The organism is Hamadaea sp. NPDC050747 (genome assembly GCF_040654195.1).
Classification (GTDB): Bacteria; Actinomycetota; Actinomycetes; order Mycobacteriales; family Micromonosporaceae; genus Hamadaea.
The window spans coordinates 333,037-358,834 of record NZ_JBFAHM010000001.1; the positions used below are offsets into that span (position 1 = coordinate 333,037).

General features: G+C 70.7%; 20 protein-coding genes. 5 read left to right on the forward strand and 15 right to left on the reverse strand.

Going from position 1 to position 25,798, the window contains the following annotated elements; translation table 11 throughout:
• Positions 1-11 precede the first annotated feature (11 nt).
• Genes AB0H43_RS01600 through AB0H43_RS01610 form a run of 3 tightly spaced genes read left to right on the forward strand, consistent with a single transcriptional unit; the run spans position 12 to position 3,300 of the window.
• Complete coding sequence (locus AB0H43_RS01600) at positions 12-689, forward strand: hemolysin III family protein (RefSeq protein WP_359995735.1); 678 nt, start codon at positions 12-14, stop codon at positions 687-689.
• A gap of 30 nt (positions 690-719) precedes the next feature.
• On the forward strand, positions 720-1,451 hold the full coding sequence (locus AB0H43_RS01605) for a 5-oxoprolinase subunit PxpA (protein ID WP_359994790.1): 732 nt from the start codon (positions 720-722) through the stop codon (positions 1,449-1,451).
• Between the two features lie 46 nt (positions 1,452-1,497).
• A complete protein-coding gene (locus tag AB0H43_RS01610) occupies positions 1,498-3,300 on the forward strand; it encodes an NHL domain-containing thioredoxin family protein (RefSeq protein WP_359994793.1) in 1,803 nt (600 codons plus the stop codon).
• A 172-nt stretch (positions 3,301-3,472) separates the two neighbouring features.
• Here the strand turns inward: AB0H43_RS01610 and AB0H43_RS01615 are convergent, their stop codons facing one another.
• From AB0H43_RS01615 to AB0H43_RS01670, 12 genes are all read right to left on the reverse strand, one after another.
• Entirely contained in the window at positions 3,473-5,350 is a 1,878-nt protein-coding gene (locus tag AB0H43_RS01615; protein ID WP_359994796.1) for a hypothetical protein, read from the reverse strand.
• Positions 5,351-5,447: 97 nt separating this feature from the next.
• Positions 5,448-6,743, reverse strand: a complete 1,296-nt coding sequence (locus AB0H43_RS01620) for an MFS transporter (protein WP_359994799.1) — start codon at positions 6,741-6,743, stop codon at positions 5,448-5,450.
• Positions 6,744-6,838: 95 nt separating this feature from the next.
• Positions 6,839-9,271 (reverse strand): hypothetical protein, encoded by a 2,433-nt coding sequence (locus tag AB0H43_RS01625; RefSeq protein WP_359994802.1) that lies wholly within the window; start codon positions 9,269-9,271, stop codon positions 6,839-6,841.
• 126 nt (positions 9,272-9,397) lie between these two features.
• Positions 9,398-11,038 (reverse strand): ABC transporter permease, encoded by a 1,641-nt coding sequence (locus AB0H43_RS01630; protein WP_359994805.1) that lies wholly within the window; start codon positions 11,036-11,038, stop codon positions 9,398-9,400.
• Positions 11,029-11,775, reverse strand: a complete 747-nt coding sequence (locus AB0H43_RS01635; RefSeq protein ID WP_359994808.1) for an ABC transporter ATP-binding protein — start codon at positions 11,773-11,775, stop codon at positions 11,029-11,031. The genes AB0H43_RS01630 and AB0H43_RS01635 overlap by 10 nt, the downstream gene beginning before the upstream one ends.
• A 185-nt stretch (positions 11,776-11,960) precedes the next feature.
• Positions 11,961-13,439, reverse strand: coding sequence for a cation acetate symporter (locus AB0H43_RS01640; RefSeq protein WP_359994811.1), 1,479 nt, complete (start codon positions 13,437-13,439; stop codon positions 11,961-11,963).
• Complete coding sequence (locus AB0H43_RS01645; RefSeq protein ID WP_359994814.1) at positions 13,436-13,855, reverse strand: hypothetical protein; 420 nt, start codon at positions 13,853-13,855, stop codon at positions 13,436-13,438. The genes AB0H43_RS01640 and AB0H43_RS01645 overlap by 4 nt, the downstream gene beginning before the upstream one ends.
• Positions 13,856-13,895: 40 nt before the next feature.
• Positions 13,896-16,037 carry a DUF4153 domain-containing protein gene (locus AB0H43_RS01650; protein WP_359994817.1) on the reverse strand — a complete coding sequence of 714 codons (2,142 nt, stop codon included), beginning with the start codon at positions 16,035-16,037 and terminating at the stop codon, positions 13,896-13,898.
• Between the two features lie 63 nt (positions 16,038-16,100).
• The gene (locus tag AB0H43_RS01655; protein ID WP_359994820.1) at positions 16,101-16,877 is read right to left on the reverse strand and encodes a LytTR family DNA-binding domain-containing protein; all 777 of its coding nucleotides are present in this window, start codon (positions 16,875-16,877) and stop codon (positions 16,101-16,103) included.
• Positions 16,874-18,076, reverse strand: coding sequence for a histidine kinase (locus AB0H43_RS01660; RefSeq protein WP_359994822.1), 1,203 nt, complete (start codon positions 18,074-18,076; stop codon positions 16,874-16,876). The genes AB0H43_RS01655 and AB0H43_RS01660 overlap by 4 nt, the downstream gene beginning before the upstream one ends.
• A gap of 13 nt (positions 18,077-18,089) precedes the next feature.
• A complete protein-coding gene (locus AB0H43_RS01665; RefSeq protein WP_359995738.1) occupies positions 18,090-19,562 on the reverse strand; it encodes a sugar transferase in 1,473 nt (490 codons plus the stop codon).
• Between the two features lie 309 nt (positions 19,563-19,871).
• Complete coding sequence (locus AB0H43_RS01670; protein ID WP_359994825.1) at positions 19,872-20,732, reverse strand: DNA-formamidopyrimidine glycosylase family protein; 861 nt, start codon at positions 20,730-20,732, stop codon at positions 19,872-19,874.
• A 35-nt stretch (positions 20,733-20,767) separates the two neighbouring features.
• Here AB0H43_RS01670 and AB0H43_RS01675 point away from each other — a divergent pair, with 35 nt between their 5' ends.
• Both AB0H43_RS01675 and AB0H43_RS01680 read left to right on the forward strand, forming a co-directional pair.
• Positions 20,768-21,700: an endonuclease/exonuclease/phosphatase family protein gene (locus AB0H43_RS01675; RefSeq protein ID WP_359994828.1), complete on the forward strand. Its 933-nt coding sequence runs from the start codon at positions 20,768-20,770 to the stop codon at positions 21,698-21,700.
• A 232-nt stretch (positions 21,701-21,932) separates the two neighbouring features.
• A complete protein-coding gene (locus AB0H43_RS01680; RefSeq protein WP_359994831.1) occupies positions 21,933-23,096 on the forward strand; it encodes a glycosyltransferase family 4 protein in 1,164 nt (387 codons plus the stop codon).
• 29 nt (positions 23,097-23,125) lie between these two features.
• Here AB0H43_RS01680 and AB0H43_RS01685 read toward each other — a convergent pair whose 3' ends face one another.
• Genes AB0H43_RS01685 through AB0H43_RS01695 form a run of 3 tightly spaced genes read right to left on the reverse strand, consistent with a single transcriptional unit; the run spans position 23,126 to position 25,576 of the window.
• The gene (locus AB0H43_RS01685; RefSeq protein WP_359994833.1) at positions 23,126-23,803 is read right to left on the reverse strand and encodes a CDP-alcohol phosphatidyltransferase family protein; all 678 of its coding nucleotides are present in this window, start codon (positions 23,801-23,803) and stop codon (positions 23,126-23,128) included.
• Complete coding sequence (locus tag AB0H43_RS01690) at positions 23,787-24,857, reverse strand: iron-containing alcohol dehydrogenase family protein (RefSeq protein WP_359994835.1); 1,071 nt, start codon at positions 24,855-24,857, stop codon at positions 23,787-23,789. The genes AB0H43_RS01685 and AB0H43_RS01690 overlap by 17 nt, the downstream gene beginning before the upstream one ends.
• Positions 24,845-25,576, reverse strand: a complete 732-nt coding sequence (locus tag AB0H43_RS01695; RefSeq protein WP_359994838.1) for a phosphocholine cytidylyltransferase family protein — start codon at positions 25,574-25,576, stop codon at positions 24,845-24,847. Before AB0H43_RS01695 ends, AB0H43_RS01690 begins: the two co-directional genes overlap by 13 nt.
• Between the last annotated feature and the right edge of the window lie 222 nt (positions 25,577-25,798).

The window sequence follows — 25,798 nt, forward strand, 5'->3', positions numbered from 1 at the left end:
ATGACGTGAGCATGACGGCTGACCTGAAGCAGAAGCTGAAGCCGACCGACATCGGCAAGCCGCGCCTGCGCGGCTGGCTCCACGCGTACGCGTTCTTCATCGCCCTGGCCTGCGGGGCGGTGCTAATCACGCTGGCCGCCTTCCAGCCCGGCATCGCACCCGTCGTCAGCGTCGCCATCTACAGCGTCACCGTCTGCGGGCTCTTCGGGATCAGCGCGCTCTACCACCGTCGGGTGTGGAGCGAGCGCGGTTACCAGATCATGCGGCGGCTCGACCACGCCATGATCTTCATCTTCATCGCCGGGACTTATACGCCGTTCTGCGTACTGCTGCTGGACCAGAGCAAGGCGACCGTGCTGCTCCTCATCGTCTGGGCCGGCGCGATCGCGGGCGCGGCGGTGTCGCTGATCTGGCCGCACGCCCCCCGCTGGGTCTCCGCCCCGATGTATATCGCCCTCGGCTGGGTCGCCGTCGCCGTCCTGCCCGACATCCTCCACAACGGCGGTGTCGTGGCCCTCGTCCTGCTGCTGGCGGGCGGTTTGGCGTACACCGTCGGCGCGGTCTTCTACGCGCTGCGCCGGCCTAATCCGTGGCCGACGGTCTTCGGGCACCACGAGTTCTTCCACGCTTGCACCCTGGTGGCCGCTCTCTGCCACCAGATCGCGGTCTACTTCGCCCTCTACGCCTGACCCCCAAGATGGCGTCGGTACGGTGAGCGGATGGATCTCAACGCGGACCTCGGTGAGGGCTTCGGGCACTGGACTCTCGGCGACGACGACGCGCTGCTCGCCGTTGTGACCAGCGCGAACGTGGCCTGCGGCTTCCATGCGGGCGACGCGGGGATCATGCGCCGGGTCTGCGCGGGCGCAGCCGAACACGACGTCGCCATCGGGGCACAGGTCGGCTACCGGGATCTGGCCGGGTTCGGCCGCCGCAAGATCGAGTATGAGCTGCCGCAGCTCCGGGACGAGCTGATCTACCAAGTCGGCGCCCTCCAGGCGCTGGCGGCCAGTGAGGGCGCGCGAGTCCGGTACGTCAAACCGCACGGCGCCCTGTATCACGCGATCGATCATGTCCCGGCGATCGTCGAAGCCACCCTCGCGGTCGGCCTGCCCTTGCTGTGCGCGCCCGAATCACTCCTGTCGACCGAGGCCGCCGACTCCGGCGTACAAGTCGTCTTCGAAGGATTCGCAGACCGCGCCTACCGCGCGGACGGCACGCTGCTCCCGCGCGGCAAGCCGGGCGCGGTGATCGGCGACATCGAGGAGGTCGTGGCCCGCGCGTTGCTCATGGCCGTGGACCAGCGGGTCATCGCGCTCGACGGCACGGTCGTCCCGCACAACGTCGACTCGATCTGCGTGCACGGTGACACGCCCGGGGCGGTCACGCTCGCTCAGCGGGTACGCACAGCGCTGGAGTCAGCGGGGGTCGGCCTCCGTCCGGCGGTGTGACTGGGTCGTCTCGCCGCCCAAGGTCAGCATGCGGCAGGATTGTCGGATGCGAGTGAGGGCACCGGAGTTACGCGGTCGAGGCTGGTTGAACACGGGCGGCAAGGAGCTGAGGCTCGCCGACCTGCGGGGCAAGATCGTCATTCTGGACTTCTGGACGTTTTGCTGCATCAACTGCCTGCATGTCCTGGACGAGCTGCGCCCGCTCGAGCAGAAGTACGCCGACGTCCTGACGATCGTCGGGGTCCACTCGCCGAAGTTCGAGCATGAGAAGGATCCCGACGCGCTGGCGGCGGCGGTCGAGCGCTACGGCGTCGAGCACCCGGTGCTGGACGACCCGCAGCTGGAGATGTGGCAGCAGTACACGGCCAAGGCGTGGCCGACGCTGAGCGTCGTCGACCCCGAGGGTTACCTGGTCGCGAGCATGGCCGGCGAAGGGCACGCGGAGGGCCTGACGCGCCTGATCGAGCAGATCGTCGCCGAGCACGACGCCAAGGGGACGCTGCACCGGGGCGACGGGCCCTACGTGGCGCCGCTGCCCAGTAAGACCGCGCTGCGGTTCCCCGGCAAGGCGCTCGCGTTGCCCGGCGGCAGCCTGCTCGTCAGCGACTCCGCCCGTCACTCGCTGGTCGAACTCGCGGCAGACGGCGAGACGGTGGTCCGCCGGATCGGCTCCGGTACGCGTGGCCGCGCCGACGGTGGTCCCGCGACGGCCAGCTTCTCCGAGCCGCAGGGTCTGTGCCTGCTCCCGGCGAAGGTCTCCGACCAGGTCGGCTATGACGTCGTCGTCGCCGACACCGTCAACCACCTGCTCCGGGGCGTACGCGTGGAGACGGGAGAGGTCACGACGATCGCCGGCACCGGGCGGCAGTGGCGGTCGACGGTGGACTTCCACCCGCACGACGCGGTCAGCGTCGACCTGTCGTCCCCCTGGGACGTCGCGTACTACGACGGTCGCGTCGTCATCGCGATGGCGGGTATTCACCAGCTCTGGTGGTTCGACCCCATTCGGCGTACCGCCGGGGCCTATGCCGGGACCACGGTGGAGGCCTTGCGCGACGGCGACCTGGAGCAGGCGTGGCTGTCGCAGCCCTCGGGCCTGTCGGTCTCGGCGGACGGCAAGCGCCTGTGGCTCGTGGACTCCGAGACCAGCGCGCTGCGGTACATCGAGGACGACGAGCTGCACACCGCCGCCGGCCAGGGGCTCTTCGACTTCGGGCACGTGGACGGCCCGGCCGACACCGCGCTCCTCCAGCACCCGCTCGGCGTCTGCGCGCTGCCCGACGGCTCGGTTCTCATCGCCGACACCTACAACGGGGCGATCCGCCGGTACGCCGACGGCCAGATCTCCACGGTGGAAGCCGGATTGGCCGAACCCAGCGACGTCGTCGTGACCGCCGACGGTGCCGTCCTCGTGGTCGAGTCCGCCGCCCACCGGCTCGTCCGGCTGGCGCCGGGCGCCGTGGACTCGCTCGTGGACGGCGGCCGCCTGACGGTCGAACGCCCGGCCACCCCGATCAGCTCCGGCGAGGTCACGCTCGAAATCCTGTTCACGCCGCCACCCGGGCAGAAGCTCGACGAGACCTACGGACCGTCCACCCGGCTGGAGGTGTCGGCGTCCCCACCCGACCTGCTGCTCGAAGGAGCCGGCGTGACGACGTCACTCGTCCGGCGACTCGTCGTCAACCCGGATGTGGCGTCCGGCGTACTGCAGGTCGTGGCGCAGGCCGCCACCTGCGACGCCGACGTGGAACACGCCGCCTGCCACCTGGCTCGGCAAGACTGGGGCGTACCCGTGACCGTGGACGCCGCCGCTTCCGATCGGCTGGCGCTCGCGCTGCTCGCTCGCTGAGCCTGCTTCCTACGCTTCGCGCGCTGGCCGCTTCTTGCGCTTCGCGCGTTGTGCGCTTCGCGTGTTGTGCGCTTCGCGTGTTGTGCGCTGGATCAGGGTTCGCGGTCGAATCTTGCACGATGATTCGACCGCGAACCCTGATCCAGCGCTGATCTCTCGGCGGGCGGGGCGCCTACGCGACGTCGAACGTGTAGTCGGTGTACGTGAGCCAGGAGCCGTAGGCGTCGACCGCCCACACCGTCAGGACGTGGGATCCGGCTGAAGTCGGCGTCCAGGTCACCGTGGCCGTTCCGTCTTGTCCGGCGGTGACCGTCGCGTACTCGCCATAGTCGAACTGGTAGGTGTAGGCGGCCGTCCCCGGAAGCCGAGGCGTGAGGACGAACACCGCCTCCTCGCCGACTCCGTTCACGGTGGCGGTCACCTTTGGCCCGGTCAGCAGCAAGAGGAAGACCTTGTATTCCGGGCTCACCCAGCCGTTGGCGCTGCGGCCGCGTACGGCGAGCTCCGCGACGTCCGATCCCTCCGCGATGATCGTGACCTCAGCGGTGCCGTCCGGTCCGGGCGTCACCGTCCACTCACGATCGTCCAAGCGATAGGTGTACTCGACGATCGGCGAGATGCCCGGGTGCGGAGTGAACCGCACCGTCAACCGGCTGCCGTAGTCGACCTCGTAGACGCCGGACGGACTCTCCGCCCCGTTGACCGTCAGGCGGGGTGCAGTGTCCGCCACGAGGATCGTGTACCTGGCCTCCGGGCCGACGTTCCCAGCCCCGTCGATGCTGCGTACGTGCAGGACGTTGACGTTCCCCGGCGGGGACAACGTCAGCGTGGCGATTCCGCCGGGTGCGTCGGCCCGCAGGTATCCGGGCAGGTCGAACGGGTCACGCCAGATGGGCGTACCGTGCTCGTCCACCTGCCCGACCGGTACGCCGAACGAGCCCGTCCAGTCGTACTGGAAACCCACCACGTCCGCGACCCCGTTCGCGGAGAACGTGACGGTGCCGGGCGTTCCACCCGGCACCCACACCGACTCCGGGAAGTCCGCGCTCGTGACGACCGGCTCGGCTGCCGGACTTTCGCCGTCCGGGGTGAAGTAGCAAGTGGTGGACCAGTCGGAGAAGTCAGAACCGTCCGACACCCGCGCCTGCCAGGCATAGCTTCGGCCCGACGTGAACAGCGAGGCCGGAGCGAAGATGCTCGACTGGTAGCCGTTGCGGGCCCGTTCGGTGAACACCCTCCGCAGGTCGGGCTGGTCCGTAGGCCAGATCGCCCATTCCGCGGTCAAGTTGTCCGTGTCGTGGCTGTCGGCGTCGGCGAACATGGCGGACAAACCGATGGAGCCGGCCGAAACGGGGTTCCCCGGCGCCGTGGACGCACAGGGCCGCCCACGGTTGAACAGTTTGGCCGAGTCGACCGTGGGCGGAGTGTTCGATGCGACCGACAAGACGATGCTGTTGCCGCTGTTCAGAATGGCCCGGCCGTACTCCGCGTCACCTTCGACGTCAGCACCGACCCGGATCTCGAACGACACGCTGTGCAGCCCGGCCTGGACGGCTTCGCGTACCAGGTCGGTGGCCGGCGTGGCGATGATTCGCGGGCAGAGTCCGTCGCCCGCCCGGTCGGCGCCCAGCAGGGCGACCTCGGCTGGCGGGTTCGCCCACGTGGCGGCTCCGCCCGTCGTGGACCACACTTCGATGGAACGCTTCGAGCAGTCGGCGACCGAACGCTCCTCGAAGAACAGGTTCGCCGCCGAAATCTTCTTGCCGGCGTATGCGGTCAGGTCGAAGGTGACGTAGGAACGGGAGAGATGGTGCTTGCCTTCGGCGTCGCGCCAGGCACCGAGCGGCGCGGTGCCGAGATTGGCATCGCGCACGTCGACGCCGCTGTGCGCATCCCGGGAGTCGGTGTACACCCAGGCGGTGAGCGGCGCGCGATCGCTGTACGCGTGGGCGGCCGCCGGCGTGGCGGTGGCCGTCATCCAGCCGGCGACGGCGGACACGGTCGCAAGGACGGAGACGGAAAGCCTTCGTCTGGTGGTCGAGATCTTCACTTTGTCCTCCCCGTGTGCCGATCACTGATTTGTGACCTGCGCAGCATGGTAGGGGAGGAAGGCCCGTTCGGTGGGCCCGAGAGCCGGTGCTCTGGGATCAGGCGGCGATTGGCTGCGGTCGGCTGACCGTCTCCGCCGACGGCAGTTCGCGGCCGTCCTGCTCGGCCGTGATCAGGCGGCGGAGCGAGAGAGCCAGCAGCGAGGCGATCAGGCAGCCGCCCACCGTCAACGCCACCCAGATCCCAGCGCGGCCGCCGGCGATGAGCGGAGCGGCGGTCACCGGGCCGACGATGCCGCTGATGCTCCACACCATCGAGCCCAGGGCGTTGAAGCGGCCGCGCAGTTCGTCGGTGGCCAGCGCGTTGATCAGCGTCGGATTCACCGGCGAGATGAGCGTCTCGCCGAAGGCGAAGACCGCCGCACAGGCGATGACGGCGATGCTGGAGATCACGGCGTTTCGCCCGTCGACGACCCCGGCGACGCCGAGGATGAGCCAGGACGCGCCCATGATCACGCCGACGAGGGCGAGGATGCGCGTGCGGCTGCGGCCCTGGATGAGGCGGACGACGATGAGCTGGGCCAAGACGATGACCAGGGTGTTCGCCGTGAACGCCAGGGCCACGACCCGTTCCTTGACGTGCGCGACGTCGATGGCGAACGCGGTGAAGCCGACCTCGATCTGGGCGTATCCGCTGATCGTCATGACGACGCTGAAGGCCAGCAACCGCCGGAAGCCCCGATGCGAGAAGACCTCCCGGTAGCCCGCTTTCCGGGCGGCGGGCTGGTCGCCGGTCGCCGCCGGCTGGACGAGCCGTTGCCCGACCCCGCGCATGAACAGCAGGTTCAGGAACGGAATCAGGTACGCGACGGCGTCGAGCGTGTAGATCAGCTGGAACGTGCTGGGCCGCTCGATGTCGACGATCGACCCGGCGATCACCGAACCGACGCCGATGCCCAGGTTGAGCAGGGTGAAGTTCAGACCGAACGTCTTCTGCCGCTCGTGCTCCTCGGTGACCGAGGAGAGGATGACGTTGACGCCGGCCCAGATGATCCCGCCGCCGAGGCCGATCAGCGTGGCCGCCGTGAAGGCTAGCGCGACGTTGTCCACCAGGCCCATGCCGAAGACGCCCGCCGCCTCGACGAGCAGCATCGGGACCACGATCCGCCGGGCGCCCCACCGGTCGACGGCCCAGCCGCCGATCGGGCCGATGACCAGGGCGCAGACGGCGATCCACCCGATGACGAGCCCGGCGGTGAACGCCGAGATGTCCCGCACCTTCGTCAGATAGATGAACATGAAGGGCAGCGTCAGACCGCGGCCGATCGCTGAGAAGATCGTGGCCAGCAGGATGCGCCGAGCCTCGACACGATGGGGCAGCAGGTCATGCAGCATGCCCTCATCCTGGCGGCCAGGTACGACACTCGGCCAGCGAGTTTCCGTAAGGCGTGTCGGTGATCACACGCCTTACGGATGGTGGGCGGCCGCTGTCAGGCGACGGGCTCCAGGCAGTAGATGTCCGAACCCTGGGTCAGGGCGTCGTTCTGCGGGTTCGGGCAGTCCTTCTGGTCGGCGACCTTCTTGACGATTTTGAACGCGCCGGACCCGGCGGTGCCACAGTCCACGACCGACGCGGAATTGCCGGTGCGCTGGACGCACTGCCCGACCGCCAAGGAGTCGCTGCTGCCGCCGCCGCCGCCGAACAGCTTGTTGACGGCGAACAGTACGCCGAAGGCCACGCCGATCAGCAGTACGCAGGCCGCGATCACCATGACGAGGACCTTCGCCGTGCCGCCCTTGCTCGGGGCGGGCTCCGGTTCGGCGCTGAACTTGTCGAACCGGTTCTGATCCGGTGGCGTAGGCGTCGAAGGCTGCTGCTGTGGAGGTACGCCGGCCGGGCGTTGCTGCGGGATCGCCGGCTGCTGCTCACCCCAGGCGTTGGGGGGCGGCGTACTGGGCTGTTGCGGCTGGGCGGGCGGGGCGGACGTCGTCTGCGCCGGTCCCATCAGGTCGCTGTACGCCGACATCCCGGCCCCGCGTCCGGCCGGAGCCGGGCTGACCGGCGGCTGGACGGGTGCGGCCGGAGCCTGCGGCTGGGCCGGGGCGGCGGTCTGCGCGCCCGAGCCGTAAACGGTCGGCTGAGTGGGGCTTCCGTACACCGTGGGCTGGGTCGGCGCGCCGTAGACACCGGGCTGCCCGGAGGTCGGCGGTACGCCACCCGCCTCAGCGGGCGAAATCCGGCCGACCGACACCGACGCCCGGGCCGAAGCCTGTGCGGGGCGGCTCTGCGGACCGGCCTGCGCCGGGATCTGCGGGGCGGCCGGCTCGGGTGCGGCAGCGGGTGCGCCGTACTGCGCCGGGGCGGCCTGGGCCGCCGGGGAGCCGTAAGTCCCGGAGGCCGGAGCCGGGCTGGTCGGGGCCGGTGGCGCCATGGGGACGCTGGACGGTGGTTCGGACGCCGGGCTCACCGGCTGCGCGGCAGTCGAGCCGTAGACGCGGCCGGATCCGCGCGACTGCGGAACCGCCTCGGCCGGCGGAGCGATTCGGCTCGCCACGGGGACGGCGGCCTTCGCGACCGTGCCGGCGGCACCGGCAGCGGCGGCTCCCACTGCTCCGGCGGCGACGGCTCCGGCCACCGCAGCCGTCGCCGGGGCGACAGCCGGTGCGGGGATCGGCGCCGCCTCGGGCGATGGCGTCGGTGCACCGTACACACTGGACTCGACGGGGTTCGCCGGAGCCGGTGCGGGCGGAGCCGCCGAGCCGTAGACGCTTCCGCTGGAAACGGGCTCGCTGTAGGACGAGCCGTTGTACGCGGGCGCGGGGTCGCTGTAGGACGGAGCCGGCTCCGGGTCCGCGTACGACGGTGCCGGGTCATAGGAAGGCGCCGGGTCGTATGAGGACGACGGTTCATACGAAGGCGCCGGGTCATACGACGGCGTGGGTTCGTACGAAGGAGCCGCGTCGTGCGAGGGAGCAGCGGATCCGTAGACGCCGCCACCGGACGACGGTGCGGCCGGCGAGATCGGCTCCTCGAAGACCGACGTGTACGCACGCGGCTCGGAAGCGGGCTCGGGCGCCGCTTCGCCGCCGAACGGCGACCAGCCGGTCGAACTTGCCTCGGGGATCTCGAATGCCCAGCTCCCGGTACGCCCCTCCGGTGCAGCCGAGGAAGCGCCGCCCGTGGAGACGGGCGTAGCAGCCGCAGGCGGCTCCTCGACCGGCGGCGGGCCACTGGGCGCGAAGGACTGCCAGGCCGGGGGCGACGACTGCGCCCACGACGGGGAGTCCTCCGAGCGGGTGGCCGCACTCCAGGCGTCCGGGGCCGGCTCGGCCGGGTTGGGCAGCGGAACGACTGCCGGCGGCGGAACGTACACCGATTCGCCCGGAAGCGGGGCGAACGACGAGTTCTGCGCAGGCGGCGGGTCGTACGAGGACCCGGGCGGGTCGTAGGACGACGCGGGCGAGTCGTAGGACTGCGCCGGCGGGCTGTACGACTGCGCGGGCGGGTCGTAGGACGACGCCGGTGAATCGTAGGACTGCGCCGGCGGGCTGTACGACTGCGCGGGCGAGTCGTAGGACGGCGTCGACGGCTCGTAAGAAGCCGCCGGAGGCGGCGGGGGAGCGTCGTAAGCGGGTGCCGGCGGCGGAGCGTCGTATGCGGGCTGGGCGTCATGAGCCGCCGCACCGCCGTCGGGCGGGAAGCCGCCGAACGCGCGCGCCGGAGCCGAGCCGCCGTATGCGCCGTTCGCGGCGGGCGGTGCCGCCTCGTCCGCGCCGAACATCGGGAACGGCGAGGCTGGTGCCGCCTCGTTGGGCTGCCCGGGAGCGAAGTCCGGGAAGTCCTCGGCGGCCGGCGGTGTGCCGAACACGCCGTAGCGGTCCGACCCGGCGTCGCCCGCGCGGTCGGGGAACTCGGACGTCATTCGCGCGCCTCCTTCACGTACCGGTCGTACCGTACCGGTCCGCAGCGCGGACGGGAACCCGGGCCATGGGCCGACCTAGTCGCCAGAGTTGGGTGCCAAAACCGGACAGAACGAGAAAACCGCAGGTCAGCCGCGTGGTGTGATGGCTGCGAGCAGCTCAGGGCCGCGACGGTCGACCGCGTCACCTCCGATGATCACGCCCAGCCAGACCGCGCCCACCCCGTACGCGACGCCGACGGGCAGGGCCAGCCAGGTCCACAGATCGCCGGTCAGTGCAGCCGCCAGGATCAGCGGCGAGGACAACGCGACCGAGCCGACCATGGCGACCAGGGCGAGCAGGCTCTTGGTCAGGCCGCCGCCGGTGTTCACCGCGAACGGGTTCGACGTCTCCGGGAGGGCGTACGGGCCGAAGACGCTCACGATCACGCACGCCGCCAGGCTGACCCCGTACGCGCCGAGCAGGGTCCCGATCCGCAACGGGATCTCGGCGGCATTGCCCCCGAGCACGGTGACCAGCACCGAGATGACCACGATCAACGGGACGATGTAGAGCGAGTACCCCAGGACGCGGCTGAGGATCTCCCGTCGCCCCGGTACGCCGGTCGCCAGGTGCAGCGCGTACGCCGTGCCGTCGAAGCCGAACTGGTTGGCGACCGCGACCGCGGCCAGTACGCCCACGAACACCATCGCTCCGGTGCGGATCGCCGGATTGTCCGGTAGGGGTTCGATGTCCACGTCTTCGCCCAGTAGTCCCGACGGGCCGCCGAGGTTGAACAGCACCGGCAGGAAGACGCCCAGGACGGCGAAGGTGATCAGGTTCGCCCGGCGACGGGTGTCTCGCCACCAGTAGCGTGCCTCGCGTACCACCATGGCTCCCCCGGCCGTCGCCGGAAGCCATCGCAACCGGCCGAAAAGCCTGGTCACGGGTGAGCCGGAGCCGGCAGTGCGCCTTGGACCGGAGGCGTCGGTCGCGCCCAGCATGGCCCGTTCGATGGTCGCCGACCACCACCACAACAGCAGAGCCGTGGTGGCCGCGCCGATCCCCACCTTCGCCAGTCCCGCCAGGTAGTCGCCCTGGGCGGCGGAGACCGAGGCCGACCAGGGTGCGGCCAGCGGGGTCCAGCCGAGAATCTCGGCGAAGCCCTTCAGCTGGGAGAAGTCGGCCCGGGAGAGCGCTGAGATGCCGAAGATCTGCGCCGGCCCGAGCAACGCGGCCAGCAGCGCGAGGCCGATCGCGGCCAGGTCGCGTACCCGGCGGGAACCCAGCAGGTTCGCGAACGCGCTGGTGACCGCCCGCGAGAGCGCCACGCACATCAGCAGGCCGACCACCACGCCGAGCGCGCTCACCACCGCCGCGACCGCCCCGTGGCCGAGGGCCGTCCCGATCACCAGCCCGGAGGTCGCGACCAGGGTGGCCGCGACCGGGACGCCGAGCAGCGCGGCCGTGAGCAGACCGGTGATCAGCGTGCGCCGGGGGATCGGAAGCAGGGCGAACTTGGCGGGGGTGAGGGTTTCGTCGACGCCGAACCAGAGCAGCGGGCCGAACAGCCAGCCGATCACGAGCAGCGCCCCGGCGAACACCGGGACCAACGCCGTCAGCTCGGGGTAGGCCGGTTGCATCGAGGCGATCAGGGCGAGGCAGCCACCGCCGCCGAACCAGACGCCGAAGAACAGCGACAGCACGAACATCGCGATCCGCGCGGGCTTACCGCGGAATCCGTTGCGCAGCACCCGGAGTTTGAGCCGGGCGAAGAGACTCACAGCCACTGGAGTTCCTCGCCGGTCGCGGTCCGCCCGCCGACCACCTCGACGAACACCTCTTCGAGATCCCGCCCGCCGGTCACCTGTTCCAGCGTGCCGACGGTGCGGATGCGCCCCTCCGCCATGATCGCGACGTGGCTGCAGAGCCGCTCGACGACTTCCATGACGTGGCTGGAGAAGATCACCGTCCCGCCACCTTGGACGTATCGCTGGAGGATGTCGCGGATCAACGAGCCGCTCACCGGGTCGACCGCCTCGAAGGGCTCGTCCAGCACCAGCAGCCGGGGCGCGTGCAACAACGCGCAGGCCAGGGCGATCTTCTTCTTCATCCCCGCGGAGTAGTCGACGACCAGCGTCCGGCCCGCGTCGGCCAAGGCCAGCACGTCCAGCAACTCCTTCGCGCGCTGGTCCACGATCGCGCGCTCCATGCCGCGCAACATCCCTGTGTACGCGAGGAGCTCCGCCCCGTCCAGGCGGTCGAAGAGGCGTACGCCGTCCGGCATGACCCCGAGCAGCGCCTTGGCCTGGACGGGATCCGCCCAGACGTCGTGCCCGAGGACCACAGCCGTGCCCTGATCAGGACGCAGCAGCCCGACCGCCATGCTCAGCGTCGTCGTCTTGCCCGCGCCGTTCGGGCCGAGCAGCCCGAAGAAGCTGCCGGTCGGGACGTCGAGGTCGACGCCGGCGACGGCGACCTTCTGGTCGAACCGCTTCACGAGGCCATGCAGGGCTAGTGCTGTCACGCACTGAGCTTAAGGTTCTACCGCCCGTTCCCCGCGAGCCAGTTGCGCCGGCCCGCCTTCGCCCGCGCCCGCTCGCCCGTTTTATTCCGGCTGGATCAGGGACCTCGGTCGAATCTTGGCGCAAGATTCGACCCGGATCCCTGATCCAGCGCTGAATGCTGCCGCACCCGACGGAGCGCGGGACGTCAGGAGACGACGCGGAGCGCTTCCGGCGCGTGCAGCCGGAACATGATCTGCCGAATGTCGGCGGGCACCCGATGCTGGGTGGCGAACGAGACCGCCACCATCACGGCGAAGGCGAGTGGCACCGTCCACGCCGCCGGCTGTGCGATGAGTTCGCCGAGTGTGCCCGGCATCTCGGGACCGAACACGGTGACGAGGACCGAGGCCGCGGCCGCCCCGCCGCCGGCCAGGACGCCGGCCGCTGCGCCGAGGTCGGTCAGACCTCGCCACCAGGTGCCGAGCACGAGCAGCGGGCAGAAGCTCGACGCGGCGACCGCGAAGGCCAGCCCGACGACTTGGGACACGTTCAGGCCGGTGACGTTCAGGGCGAGCAGCAGCGGAATCGCGCCACCGCTAACGGCGGCGACCCGGAAAGCGCGGACCGAACCCCGCCCGAACACATCGGTCGCGAGCACGCCGGCGACCGCGGTGAGCAGCCCCGACGCGGTCGAGAGGAAAGCGGCGAACGCCCCGGCCGCCACCAGCGCGCCGAGCAGCTGCCCCAGTACGCCGGACCCGAGCGCTCGTTCCGGCAGCAGCAGCACGACGGCGTCGCTTCGGCCGGAGGCCAACTCGGGTGTCCAGATGCGCCCGAGGACTCCGTAGAGCGTGGGGAAGAGGTAGAACGCCCCGACGAGACCCAGCACCACCAGGGTCGTACGCCGAGCGGCCGCACCGTCGGGGTTGGTGTAGAAGCGTACGAGGACGTGGGGGAGGCCCATCGTGCCGAGGAAGGTCGCCAGCATCAGCGAATAGGTGCTGAACAGACCGCGTTCGCCACCCTCGCTCGGCAGCAGCCAGGCCAACGGTGCGGGGACTTCCGGCTGCCCCGTCGAGCGCCAGTGCAGCACGAGGAAGATCGCCGGCACCGCGAGCGCGGTCAGCTTCAGCCAGTACTGGAAGGCCTGGACGAAGGTGATGGCGCGCATCCCGCCGAACGCCACATTGGCCGTCACCACGCCCGCGACCAACACCGATCCCGCCCAATAGGGCGAACCCGTCACGGTCGCCAGGGTCAGCCCGGCGCCCTGGAACTGCGGCACGAGGTAGAGCCAGCCGATGAAGACGACGAATCCGGTGGCCAGCTTGCGCAGCCGCCGCGAACCGAGCCGAAGCTCGCAGAAGTCGGGCAGGGTGAACGCGCCCGAGCGGCGTAGCGGCGCGGCGACGAACAGCAGCAGCGCCAGATATCCCGCGGCGAAACCGACGGGATACCAGAGCATGTCCACGCCGTAGCGCAGGATCAGCCCGGCGACGCCGAGGAAACTCGCCGCGCTCAGGTACTCCCCGCCGATCGCGGCCGCGTTCCAGGTCGGGCTGATGACCCGGGAGGCCACCAAGAAGTCGCTGGTCGTGCGGGCCAGCCGCAGACCGTAGGCCCCGATGCCCAGCGTCGCGAGCGTCACCACGCCGATCGCGGGGATCAGGTAGGGGTTGCTCACCGCCGATCACCGCCGGCGTCGCGGTGCAGCGCGGCGTAGTCGGTCTCGTTGCGGTCCGCCAGGCGCACGAAGGCCACGCCCACCGCGATCAGGAAGGGGTACGCGAGAAAGCCGAGCAGCAGCCACGGCAGCCGGAATCCGGCGATCCGAACCTCGCCGAAGCTGGGCGCCAGACTGAACAGCAGCGGCAGCGTGCCGAGCCCGACGAGCACGACGACGGCGAGCCGGAGGGCGAGCGCGAGCTGTGCCCGGACGAGACCCCGGAGCAGGACGTCCTGGACGGCCGCCGGATCGGCCGGATCGCCACCGCGCCGGGGGGTGGCGATCTCCGCGAGCACCACCCGAGTGCGGACCGGCCCCGGCGCGTCGTCAGTCCGCTGAGCAGCGGACTCCGAGCCGTCGGGGGGCGGTGTCATGCCGGGAGTCTATCGACGAGGCACGACACCGCCATCCCCCTCAGCGCTGGTAGTCGTACCCCCGGCGGCCCTGGCACGGGCCGAACCCGGTCGGGAACCGCTCGGCCAGAATGCGCCGGGCCTCGGCCCGGCTCCAGTTCCACTCGTACCAGTCATCCTGGTCCTCGCTCAGCTCCCGGTCGATGTCGCCGAGGACGCAGTTGCGGGCGTTCTCCGGCAGGTCGACCAGGGCGGGCACGGCGTCGGCCGACATCGCGCCCAGGTACCAGAGGTCGATCTTCTCGCCCGCCTGGTACCGGTCGATGTTGTGCTGGGCGATGTAGTGCTCGGGGTTGAGCGCGGCTGCGGCGAGCAGCATGACGACCCAGATCCCGAGGACGGCCCGGGACAGCCACGGCGCCTTCATCTTCCAGCCGGCCAGCAGGACCAGCAGGAAGCTGATGCCGAGGAAGATCTCCAGCATCGCGACGGCGAAGCGTTCCCGGGTCAGCCCGTACGTGTCGACGTAGAGCTGGAGCCGGGTCAGGGCGGAGACCACGATGACGATGCTCAGTACGCACAGCGTCCCGAGCAGGATCTGCAAGGTCAGCCGTTCGCGGCGCTGCTCCTTGTGCCCCCAGCGGGCGGCGGCCGCCACGATCATCAGGGTCAGCAGCGAGACCACCACCAGCTGCCGGAAGCCGGCGACGGCGTACTTGGCGTAGGTGATCTGCGAGTGCTCCAGGACGTAGGTGTTCCCGCCGAACAACGCCGTGAACTGCACGGCGACGAAGCCGACGAAAAGCAGGGCGAGCGCGGCCAGCGGCAGGGCCAGCAGGTCGCGGCCGAACCGCGGGCGGCCCGGGCTCTCCATGCCCCGCAGGTCCGGTGGGTTGCTGGCGAGGAACACTCCGCCCGCCGCGAGCAGCAGGCCCACGCACAGCAGGAAGATGCGCAGGATCATGTTGCCGGCGTCCCAGTGCGGGATGACCTTGCCGATCCGGTTGAAGAACGCCTCGAGGTAGTGGGCGAAGACGGCGTCGGCCGAGGCGAACAGCGCCCCGAAGATCAACAGGAGTACCAGCGTGATGACCAGCGACAACACGACGTTGGCGTTGCGTCGGGACCGGGCGGCGGCGGCGGAGGCGTCCCCGTCCTGCCCGGCCGCGCGGCGTCGTTCCGCCCGGCGCGCCGCCATCCCGGCCAGGCTCTGCGCCACCCAGGGGATGCTGCGGAATCCGGCGATCGGCGCGGCGACCACGCCGAACAGCATGGCCCGTACCGACTTGCCGCCCGCCGCGGCCAGCGAAGCGCAGGCGAGCGCACCGATGACGAAGTAGAAGGTGAGAAGTCCCGACGCTCGGATGGCGCTCATCGTCAGCAGCGCCAACGCGGCCAGCCCCCAGACCAGGCGCATGATCCGATCGTTGCGGCTGACCTCGGCGTCACTGCGCCAGGCGGCGTACCCGACGCCGAGGGCTGCGGCGAGACCGGCGATCGGCCAGCCGATGCCCGGCTTGCTCAGCGGCAGGGCCAGGGCGAAGCCGAGTCCGCCGAGGAGGATGCCCAGCAGTGCCAGGGCGGGGGCGGGACGCCGCGGCCCCGGCCACCGGGTCTGCGTGAAGCTCGGTGGCGGCGGCTTGCGTGGGGCGTACCCGGGTTGGTTCGTCCAGTAGCCCGTCGGGGGCGGCGGATATGGCGGCATGGGCTGCGGCGCCCCGGGCGGCGGAGCCTGGGGCGGCACCGCGAACACCGGCTGCCCGGCCGACTGCGGAGTCGGCTGGGGCATCGGCTGCGCGGATGGTGGTTGCGCCGCGGGTTGCGTGGGAACCACGTTCGGTGCCGGCTCGACGGTCAGCGCTGTCGCGCCGACCGGAGTCGCCGCCGGCTCCGCGGTCCCAGCCGGCTCGGCCGCCTGTGCCGTCACGGCCTTCTTCGCGGGCGCCGCCTTCTTCGCAGGCGTGGCCTTGGCCGGTGCTGCCTTCTTGGCGGGCGTGGCCTTCTTGGCCGGGGCGGCCTTCTTCGCCGCCGGGGCCGCGGCCGGATCGGCGCCTGCTGCCGCCTTCTTCGCCGGCCGGGTCCGCTTCGCCGGTGGCGCGGGCGGTTCCGCCTCCGCTGGGACCGCGGGCGAGGCTTCTGCCGCCTCCGGTGTGGACGGCGTCGCCTCTTCCGGCGGCAGGGGCTGTTCAGGCGTCTCAGACATCCGGCTTCTCCTGTCAGACCAGCGGGTCCGTCACAGCGGACTGGACTGTAACTGGAAGGAGGCTCAGGCGGGGGCCCCGCGTTGCCAGCCCTGCTTGGCGGCGCGGACGAGACGGTCTTTCAGCTCGCGGGTATGCCGACGGCTGACGGGCAGCTCAGCGCCGTCGACGACGACGACGTAGCCGGTGTTGGTCAGCCGTAGTTCACCTATAAGTCTGATCTGCACCAGGTACGAACGGTGGATACGCACGAAGCCTGCGTCAGCCCAGCGCTCGGCCAGCGTCGCCAGCGGTACGCGGACGAGATGGGAGCCGCCCGCCGTATGCAGCCGGGCGTAGTCGCCCTGTGCCTCCACCCAGCGGACCGCCGAGCGGGGCAGCATCTTCGTGACCCCGGCCAGCTCCACCGGGATCGACACGTCCTCGCCCGCCGGGACCGGCGGGGCGACCGGGAGGACGAGCCGGGCGACGACCCGCCGGACGGACTCGGCGAGCCGGTCGGCCCGGATCGGCTTGCGGACGTAGTCCACGACGCCGAGGTCGAAGGCGTCCACCGCCGCGTCGTCGTACGCGGTCACGAAGACGACGGCGGGCGGCCGGGCGAACCGCCGCAGGACGCGGGCCAGCTCCAACCCGTCCAGGCCGGGCATCCGGATGTCGAGGAAGACCGCGTCGACCTCGTGATCCCGCAGGATGCGCAGGGCGTCGGTCGCGTCGGCGGCGGTGTGCAGCCGGGCGATGCGCGGATCGGCTCGCAGCAGATAGGCCAGCTCGTCCAGGGCGGGCGGCTCGTCGTCGACCGCCAGGACGCGCAAGAAGGCCGGAACGTCGGGCGTACTCACGCGGACACTCCGGGGTGGAACTTCGGGATCCGGAGACTGACCTTCGTCCCCGCGCCCAGTGCGGTCTCCACGATCAGCCCGAACCGGTCGCCGAACACCGACCGGAGTCGTTCGTCCACGTTGGCCAGGCCGACGTGCTGGCCGGCCTCGTCGTCCTCGGTCAAGTGGTCACCGCCTCCGGGGCGCCTCGCCAGGATGGCCGGATCCATCCCGACACCGTCGTCCTCCACCGTGATGTGGCATTCCGAGCCCGCGTCCTCGGCCTCGATCCGCAGACTACCCACCCCGGGTTTGCGGGACAGCCCGTGGCGTACGGCGTTCTCGACGAGCGGTTGCAAGCACAGGAACGGCAGCGTCACGGGCAGCACCTCGGGCGCGATCCGCAGGCGTACCTGGAGACGGTCGCCGAACCGGGCGCGTTCGATCGTCAGATAGCGGTCGATCGACCGCAGCTCCTCGGCCAGCGTCGTGAACTCGCCGTGCGCCCGGAACGAGTACCGGGTGAACTCGGCGAACTCTTCGAGCAGCTCCCGCGCCCGGTCCGGGTCGGTACGCACGAACGAGGCGATCGCGGTCAGCGCGTTGTAGATGAAGTGCGGGCTGATCTGGGCACGGAGGGCGCGTACCTCGGCGCGGGCGAGGCGGGCGCGGGACCGGTCCAGCTCGGCCAGCGCCAACTGGGCCGACACCCAGCGACCGGTCTCCAGGGACGCCTGGACCAGACCGGGAGCCGGGCGATCCGAGGTCACGGCGGCCAACGCCGCTCGGGCGGTGACGCCGTCCCCGGTCAACGGCACGATGACCGCGCCCCGGACCGGGCAGTCGATCCGCTCGCACGGCAGCTCCTCGATCGTCAGGACAGCGGTACGCCCGGAGCGGATCCCGGCGCTCGCCGCCGCCACGAGCTGTTCCGAGTGGTGGCCACCGAGGCCGTCCAACGCGAGTTGCGTACCGTCCTCGTAGAGGCCGAGACCGGCCGACCCGATCAGGGGACGGAGATGGCGTACCGCCCGGGTCGCGGAGGCCGGAGTGAGACCGGCCCGCAGCGGCTCCGCGGCCAGGCCCGCCGAGTGGAGCACCTGATAGGTGGCGCGCTGGGCCGCGGTGGCGATGCGCGGACGGCGACGGAGCCGGACCACCGCGCCCACCGCGAGCGCCAACGCCAGGACGAGCGCGAGCGCGGCGAGAGCGGTGGGCATGCGCGCCGCGGAGCTAGTACGCGCCCTTGCGGGCGAACACCACGCCGACCGTCCGCCACAGGATGGCCAGGTCGTAGGCGAGCGACCAGTTGTCCACGTAGTAGAGATCCAGCCGCACCGCCTCCTCCCACGTCGTGTCGGAGCGGCCGGAGACCTGCCAGAGGCCGGTCATGCCGGGCCGCACGAGCAGACGGCGGCGGGCCGGGCCCTCGAAGTCGTCGTCGCCGGCGGGCAGCGGACGCGGCCCGACCAGGGACATCTCGCCGAGGATGACGTTGATGAGCTGGGGCAGCTCGTCGAGCGAGGAGGCCCGCAGGAACCGCCCGATCGGGGTGACCCGGGGGTCGTCCTTCATCTTGAAGAGCAGGCCGTCGCTCTCGTTGAGGTCGACCAGAGTCGCCAGGCGCTCCTCGGCGTCGGTGTACATGGTCCGGAACTTCCAGACCCGGAACGTGCGGCCCTCGTGGCCGATCCGCTTCTGCCGGAAGAACACCGGACCGGGGTCGGTGATCTTGATGGCCAGCGCGATGATCGCGAAGATCGGCAGGAGCGCGATGACGCCGAGGATGGCGCAGATCCGGTCCATCGCGTTCTTCGCCAGGAGCGAGACGCCGGACAGCGTCGGCTCCTCGACGTGCAACAGCGGCAGACCCTCGATCGGCCGGATGTGCACGCGGGGACCGGCGATGTCGGTGATCTGCGGCGCGACGACCAGGTCGACGCCGGAACCCTCCAGCTCCCAGGCCAGCTCACGCAGCTTGCCGGGCTCGGAGTTGGCCGAACCGCAGATGGCGATGGTGTCCGCGCCGACCTCGTGGACGAGCCCGATGATGTTGCGGTTCGTGTAGACCGGGATCGGGACCTGGGCCCGGCGGGCGGCGGAAACGCCGTCGGTGAGGTGTATCGCCACCGGCTGCAGCCCGGCGGCCGGGCTACGCGTGACGATCTTGTAGACGTAGAGCGTCTCCTGCAGGGTGCCGACCAGCAGCGTGCGGTGGTTGGCGTGCCGGATGCGCCGCCGAACGGAGTGCAGCGCCCGCCGGGCCAGTCCGCGCAGGATCAGCATGTAGACCAGGGCGCCGAGGACGGCGGTCAGCACGGACCACCGGGACAGCAGCACACGGAAACCGAAGGCGGCGACCGAGACGGTGGCCAGCACGGCCACGCCCGCACGAACGACACGTTTGAACTCGTCCGCCCCGATGCCGAGCCGGCGACGGTCGTAGGCCCCGTTGCCCCAGAGCAAAATGAGCCAGCAGACCGGCAACGCCACGTAGGCGATCTCGGCGAAGAACGGGACGTTGAGGCCGGTGCTCGCCCGCGTCTCCCACCAGGTGACGGCGGTGTAGCTGCCGAGCACGGCGGCGGCGTAATCGAGGACGATCAGCACCATGATGTAGGGCCGATGCCATCGGGCGAGCCGCGGACGCGTGCGCATCCAGACCGAGCGCGTGACGCCGTTGTATTTCTTCCGAGCGCCGTTCACCGCGGCGGCCCGGCGACCGGCGCCGGTTCTCGGCCCGCCGTCGGCGGGTTGACCTGTGGACTCTCCGGCAGCCGGAACCGTCGGAAGCTCTTGCGTGGGCTCCGACTCGGTGCGTCCCGCGACCTCTGGAGGCTTCTTGAGACTCGTCGTCACCTCACCCGGGTCCTCCCGTGCCACGTTCGCCAGTCTTCCATTCCCACCACCGAGACAGGGCTCACATGTAGTGGGGAGGAAGCCCGAGTCACTATACCGACGTTTGACGGGTGCGGAAGAGGGCTGATCATGCAGTGACTCTGAGTTCTCCGCACGTCACCTCAAGAGTTTGGACAGCCGGCGGTCCGCGAGGGGCTTTCCGCCGGTCTGACAGGTCGGGCAATACTGCAGGCTGGAGTCGGCGAAAGAGACTTCCCGGACGGTGTCTCCGCAGATCGGGCAGGGCTGCCCGGTACGCCCGTGGACCCGCAATCCGCCCTTCTTCTCGCCCTTCAAGGTGGCCGCCTTCTGCCCGACCGACCGGTTCACCGCGTCGGTGAGGGTGTCGAGCATCGCGTCGTAGAGCGACTTGATCTGCTCGTCGGTCAGCTTCCCGGTGAGCGCGTACGGCGAAAGCCGGGCGGCGTGCAGGATCTCGTCCGAGTACGCGTTGCCGACCCCGGCGATGATCTGCTGGTTCCGCAGGACGCCTTTGATCTGCCCGGACTGCTTGCGGACCAGCCCGGCGAACTCCTCGAGCGAGAGCCCGAGCGGCTCCGGGCCAAGCGAGGCGATCTGCGGGATCGTTTGGGGGTCGCGGACGAGGTAGACGGCCAGCTTCTTCTGCGTGCCCGCCTCGGTCAGGTCGAAGCCGGACCCGTCGTCGAGGCGTACGCGCAAGGCGATGGGGCCCTTGCCGGGCTTGAGTGGAGTGGCCGAGGTGAAGGTCTCCCGGTAGTGCAGCCAGCCCGCTCGGGCCAGATGTGTCACCAGCATGAGATCGTCGCCCAGACTGATCTCCAGGAACTTGCCCCGCCGGCCGGCGTCGGTGACCGTCCGTCCGGTCGCCGCGCTCACCGGTGGATCGAACGTCTTCAGGGCGCTGATCGCCGAGACTTCGATCCTGCTCACGGTGTGGCCCACCGCACGCTCGCGCAGGAAGGCGGCGAGCGCTTCGACTTCGGGCAGTTCTGGCACCCGTCCAAGTTACCCCGACCGATAAGGTTCTTCAGGTGTCCGGGACGTGGAGACGGGGCTGGGTCATCGCCGCCCTCGCCGTGGTGCTGGCTGCGCTGATGGCCCTGCACGGGTACATCCCGAACGGGGTGCGCAACCTCGGCAGCCTCCTGGAGACGTTCCTGCCCTGGCTCGGGCTGCCCATCCCGATTCTGGCCGGGCTGGCGATCTACCGGCGCTCGGCACCGGCAGGCATCGCGGTCCTGCTCCCGATCGTCGTCTGGCTTGCCCTCTTCGGCGAGATCGTCCTCCCGGCCAAGGGCGGCGGCTCGCACGATCTCCGGGTGGTCAGCAACAACGTCCTGGCCGGGAACGAGGACCCCGCCGCCACCAGTCAGGCGCTCATCGCGGCCGATCCCGACGTCATCGGTCTGCAGGAGATCCCCGCGAGCGCCGTCTCCGCGTACGAGGAGGCGTTGGGCTCGGCGTATCGGTATCACGTGGTCCGGGGGACCGTCGGGCTCTGGAGCCGCTACCCGATCACCGAGTCGAGCGCGGTCGACCTGCGACTCGGCTGGGACCGAGCGCTCCGGGCGGTGGTGAGCGCCCCGGCTGGGACGGTCGCCGTCTACGTCGCCCACATGCCGTCGGTCCGGGTGGACGTCGATCAGGGGTTCACCGCCGACCAGCGCGACGACAGCGCGGAGGCGCTCGGTGAGGCCCTCTCGGCCGAGGAGAACTCCCGAGTGGTCCTGCTGGCCGATCTGAACGGCAGCGTCTACGACCGGGCGCTCGCCCCGATCACCGCCCAGCTGGACTCCGCTCAGGCCGCGGCGGGCAGCGGCTTCGGGTTCACCTGGCCGGCCGGCTTCCCCCTGGCCCGCATCGACCACGTCCTCATCCGGGGCGTCGACGTCGCGCACGCCTGGGTGCTGCCCGCCGACGGAAGCGACCATCGGCCGGTGGCGGCGGACCTTCGCGTCGCGTGAGCCCCGCGCCAAGGTGCGTGGGGCTTGGCGCGCGCTCCTTCCGGCGCGGCGGTCTAGCGCGTTATGCGGGATAAGGCGGCTATTCGGGCTGCGCAAGGGGACGTTATCCCGGATAACGCGCCGAGCCCACGCGCCGAGCCCACGCGACCCGTGGGTGCGACCGCGCCGAGCCGCCGCGACCCGTGGGTGCGACCGCGCCGTCGACGGAGTCGACCGGGTAGCGTTGCGCACCGTGAAGGTCGTCGTCGCCCATAATCGCTACCGGTCGGACGCGCCGAGCGGCGAGAACATCATGGTCGACCTGGAGTCCGCCCAGCTCGCGGCGGCGGGCGTCGACGTGGTCCCGTTCCAGCGCGAGTCGGACGACATCCCCTCGCTGCCGGCCACACAGAAGGCGTTGCTGCCGCTGTCGCCGATCTGGTCGCCATCCTCCACCCGGGCGCTGGCCGACCTGCTGCGCCGCGAGCGGCCGGACGTCCTGCACCTGCACAACCCGTATCCGCTGCTGTCGCCGGGCGTGGTCCGGACCGCGCACAAGCATGGCGTGCCGGTGGTCCAGACCGTCCACAACTACCGACAGGTATGCGCACCGGGGCTGTACTTCCGGGATGGTCACGTCTGCACCGACTGCAAGGGCAAGGCGTTCGCCCTCCCGGCGATCCAGCACAAGTGCTACCGCGGCTCGGCGGCGCAGAGCGCGATCATGGCCACGACGCTGGCCGTGCACCGGGGCACCTGGCACTCGGTGGACCGCTACATCGCCTTGACCGAGAGCATCGCCGCCCACCTGCGGGACTACGGCATCCCGCCCGAGCGGATCGCGATCAAGCCGAACGCGGTCGAGGATCCCGGCCCGCCGGCCCCGGTGGGGGAAGGCGTCCTGTTCGCCGGGCGGCTGTCGCCGGAGAAGGGCCTGGGCATCCTCCTCGACGCCTGGCGCCGGACCGAACCGGGAACGCTGGGCACGCTGCGGATCGCCGGAGACGGCGACCTGCGGCCGTTGGCGGAGGCCGCCGCCGCTGAACGGCCGGACGTGGAATACCTCGGACCGCGCGACCGGGCGGGCGTACGCGACCTGATGCGCGCCTCCGCGCTCGTGACCGTGCCGTCCACCTGGTTCGAGCCGCTCTCGACGGTGATCATCGAGGCGCTCGCCAACGGACGGCCCGTCCTCGGGACCGCCCTGGGCGGCAGCCCGTACCTCATCGACTCGGCGGGGTGGGTGGTCGCGCCGACCGCCAACGCGCTCGCCGGAGTGCTGCCGCTCGCCGTCAAGGAAGCGGGTTCGCTGGCGCAGAGCGCGCGGGAGCGTTACCTGGCCAACTTCCATCCCGACGTGGTGACAAGTCGCCTCATCGAGATCTACTCGTCCGTCGTCGGATCCCGCCGCGCCTAGCCGGCCCGGCCGGCTCAACTCGGCCGGCTTCAGCTCGGCTGGTACGCCTTTCGCGCGGTGAAGGCGATGCTGGCCAGCAGGAACCCGCCGTTGACGACGGTGAAGGCGACCGCGTACCAGACGGCCCAGTCGGGCTGGATCGCCAGGACGAGCCCGGCGAGGAGGAAGACCACTCCGGGATCGCGTACCAGCTTGACCACCCGGACGGGCAGTGACCGCGAGGGCATCATCGACGCCGCGTTCGGGCCGGACTGCAGCACGCTCGTGATGAGGTTGACCATCCACGTCCCGGCGAACATCGTCAGCAGCCAGACCGGCGCGTCCGAGCGGGCCGCGGCGACCGCCGAGATCGCCGTTACCAGAGCGATCTGCGACGCCACGTCACAGAGGATGTCGATGCGGGCGCCGGCCGCGGAGCCCTGGCCGGTGACCCGGGCGAGTTGGCCGTCCGAGCAGTCCAGGACATACGCCACCTGCCAGCCGACGAGAGCCAGGACGCCGATCCAGCCGGCCCAGGAGTCCGCGCGGAGTACCACGACGACGGAGACGGCCAGCCCGACGACGAGGTTGGCCAGCGTCAACGTCGTCGGCCGGACGCCCGTCCGCGACGCGGCGTACGCGATCGCCGCGCCGAGCCGTTGGCTGAAGGCCTCCGAGAACAGTCCGCCACCGCGGTTGACCTGGTAGAAGTCACGGACGGACGGCATCGACGTAGTCCTCCACCAGGGTGCGCAGCTTGGCCGGCGACATCGTAGCGCCGACGCCGAGGTGTTCCAGGATCGTGTAGCGCTCGGGCCGGGTCTTGGGGGCGAACTCGACGACCTCGACGAAGTCGTCCAGGGACAGCCCGAGGTCGGCCGGGAGCCGGGGCAGTCCGTGCCGGGCGAGCACTGCCGACATCTGCCGGAAGCGGGGCTGATCCCCGCGCAGGAAGGTGCAGAAGAGGCCGCCCAAGCCGACCTGCTCCCCGTGGCTGCCGTGGCCCGGCTTCAGGATGTTCATCGAATGCGAGATCTCGTGGCAGCCGCCGCTGGCCGGGCGGGAGGTGCCGGCGACCGCCATGGACAACCCGGCCATGATGAGGCCCTCGGCCAGGGTGATCAGGTATCCGTCGTCCGAGATCGAGCCGGGGTGGTTGATGAGCGCCTCGGCGCTGGACCGGGCCATGGCCACGGCGAGGCCGTCGACGGGTTCGCCGGTTTCGCGGGCGGAGAGCTCCCAGTCGGCGACCGCGCTGATCTTGCAGAGCACGTCCCCGATGCCGGCCTTGGTCTGACTGTCCGGTCCCGACTCCACGAAGTCCAGATCGACGAAGACCGCCAGCGGAATGTGCACGCCGTAGGACGGCCGCGCCCCGTCGTGGTCGAGAGTGGCGGTGGGGGAGGCGATCCCGTCGTTGGCCAGGCTCGTCGCGACGGTCACCATCGGCAGGCCGTAGCGGCTGGCGGCGTACTTGGTGGTGTCGACGGTCTTGCCGCCGCCGATGCCCACCACCGCGTCCACGCTCATGGTGCGCAGCTGCGTACCGAGCTCCAGGGCGGACTCCAGAGTCCCGCCGGTGACGTGCAGGATCTGCGCCTTCTTCAGGGTCGGCGCGATCAGCTCGGCGATCTTCTCGCCCTGCCCTGGGCCGACGACGATGGCGACCTCCCCGTTGGCCGACACCCGGCCGTCGGCGAGCAGCTTGCCCAGGCTGGCCACGGCGCCCCGGCGGACGTCGATGGTCAGCGGCGCCTGGACCGAGCGGGTCAGTAGCGGCATGCGATCTCCCGGGCGCGGGCGAGGTCGTCGTGGTTGTCCACCTCGACCCACTCCACCCGGCCGATCGGGGCGCCGGTGATCAGGCCGCCGCGGTTCGCGTACTCCTGGTAGCCGTCCTCGTAGTAGAGGTTGGGGTCGCGCTCCCAGGTCGTCTGGAGCGCGTCGGCAAGGTCGGCCGCGACCTCCGGCTGGATGCGGGTGAGCCCGATGTACTCCCCGTGCGCGGTCGCCGGGTCCATGAGCTTCGTGATGCGATCGAGGCGGCCGTCCGGTGCGAAGATCACCTTCATCTCCTCGTCGGCCAGCTTCTTCTGGTCGTCGATCGCCAGGGTGATGCCGTTGGCCGGCGCGGCCAGCAGGGTCCGCTCCACGCTCTGCGGGTGGACGGTGTCCCCGTTGACCAGCAGCGCGCCCTGGGCGAAGTGCTCGCGCGCCAGCCACAGCGAGTACGCGTTGTTCCACTCCTCGGCCTTGTCGTTGTGGACGAGGGTGAGCGTGATCCCGTACTTCTCCTCCAGCGCCGCCTGGCGGGAGACCACGGCCTCGGCCCGGTAGCCGATGACGGCGGTGATCTCAGTGAGGCCGACGGCGGCCAGGTTGGCCAGCGCAATGTCGAAGATCGTGGTCTCGCCGTCGACCGGCACCAGTGTCTTGGGCACCGTGTCGGTGTAAGGGCGCAGACGCCGCCCGGCGCCGGCGGCCAGAACGAGACCGATCATGGGAGAACCTCCTGCTGGATGCGGGGTCCGGGGGTCGGCCCCGGGTGCAGCCCGACCAGCTTAGTGGAAGTCCGTACAAGCGGAGTTCACCCGCCGGTCACCCGCTTCACCCCGCCCGGGTGACCCGACGACATATGTCAAGTCTTGAGTGTTGGCCGCATCGCGGCGAGGATGTCCATACGGTTCGTTTCAGTGAGGTGACGACCGAAGGGCGGCGTTGAT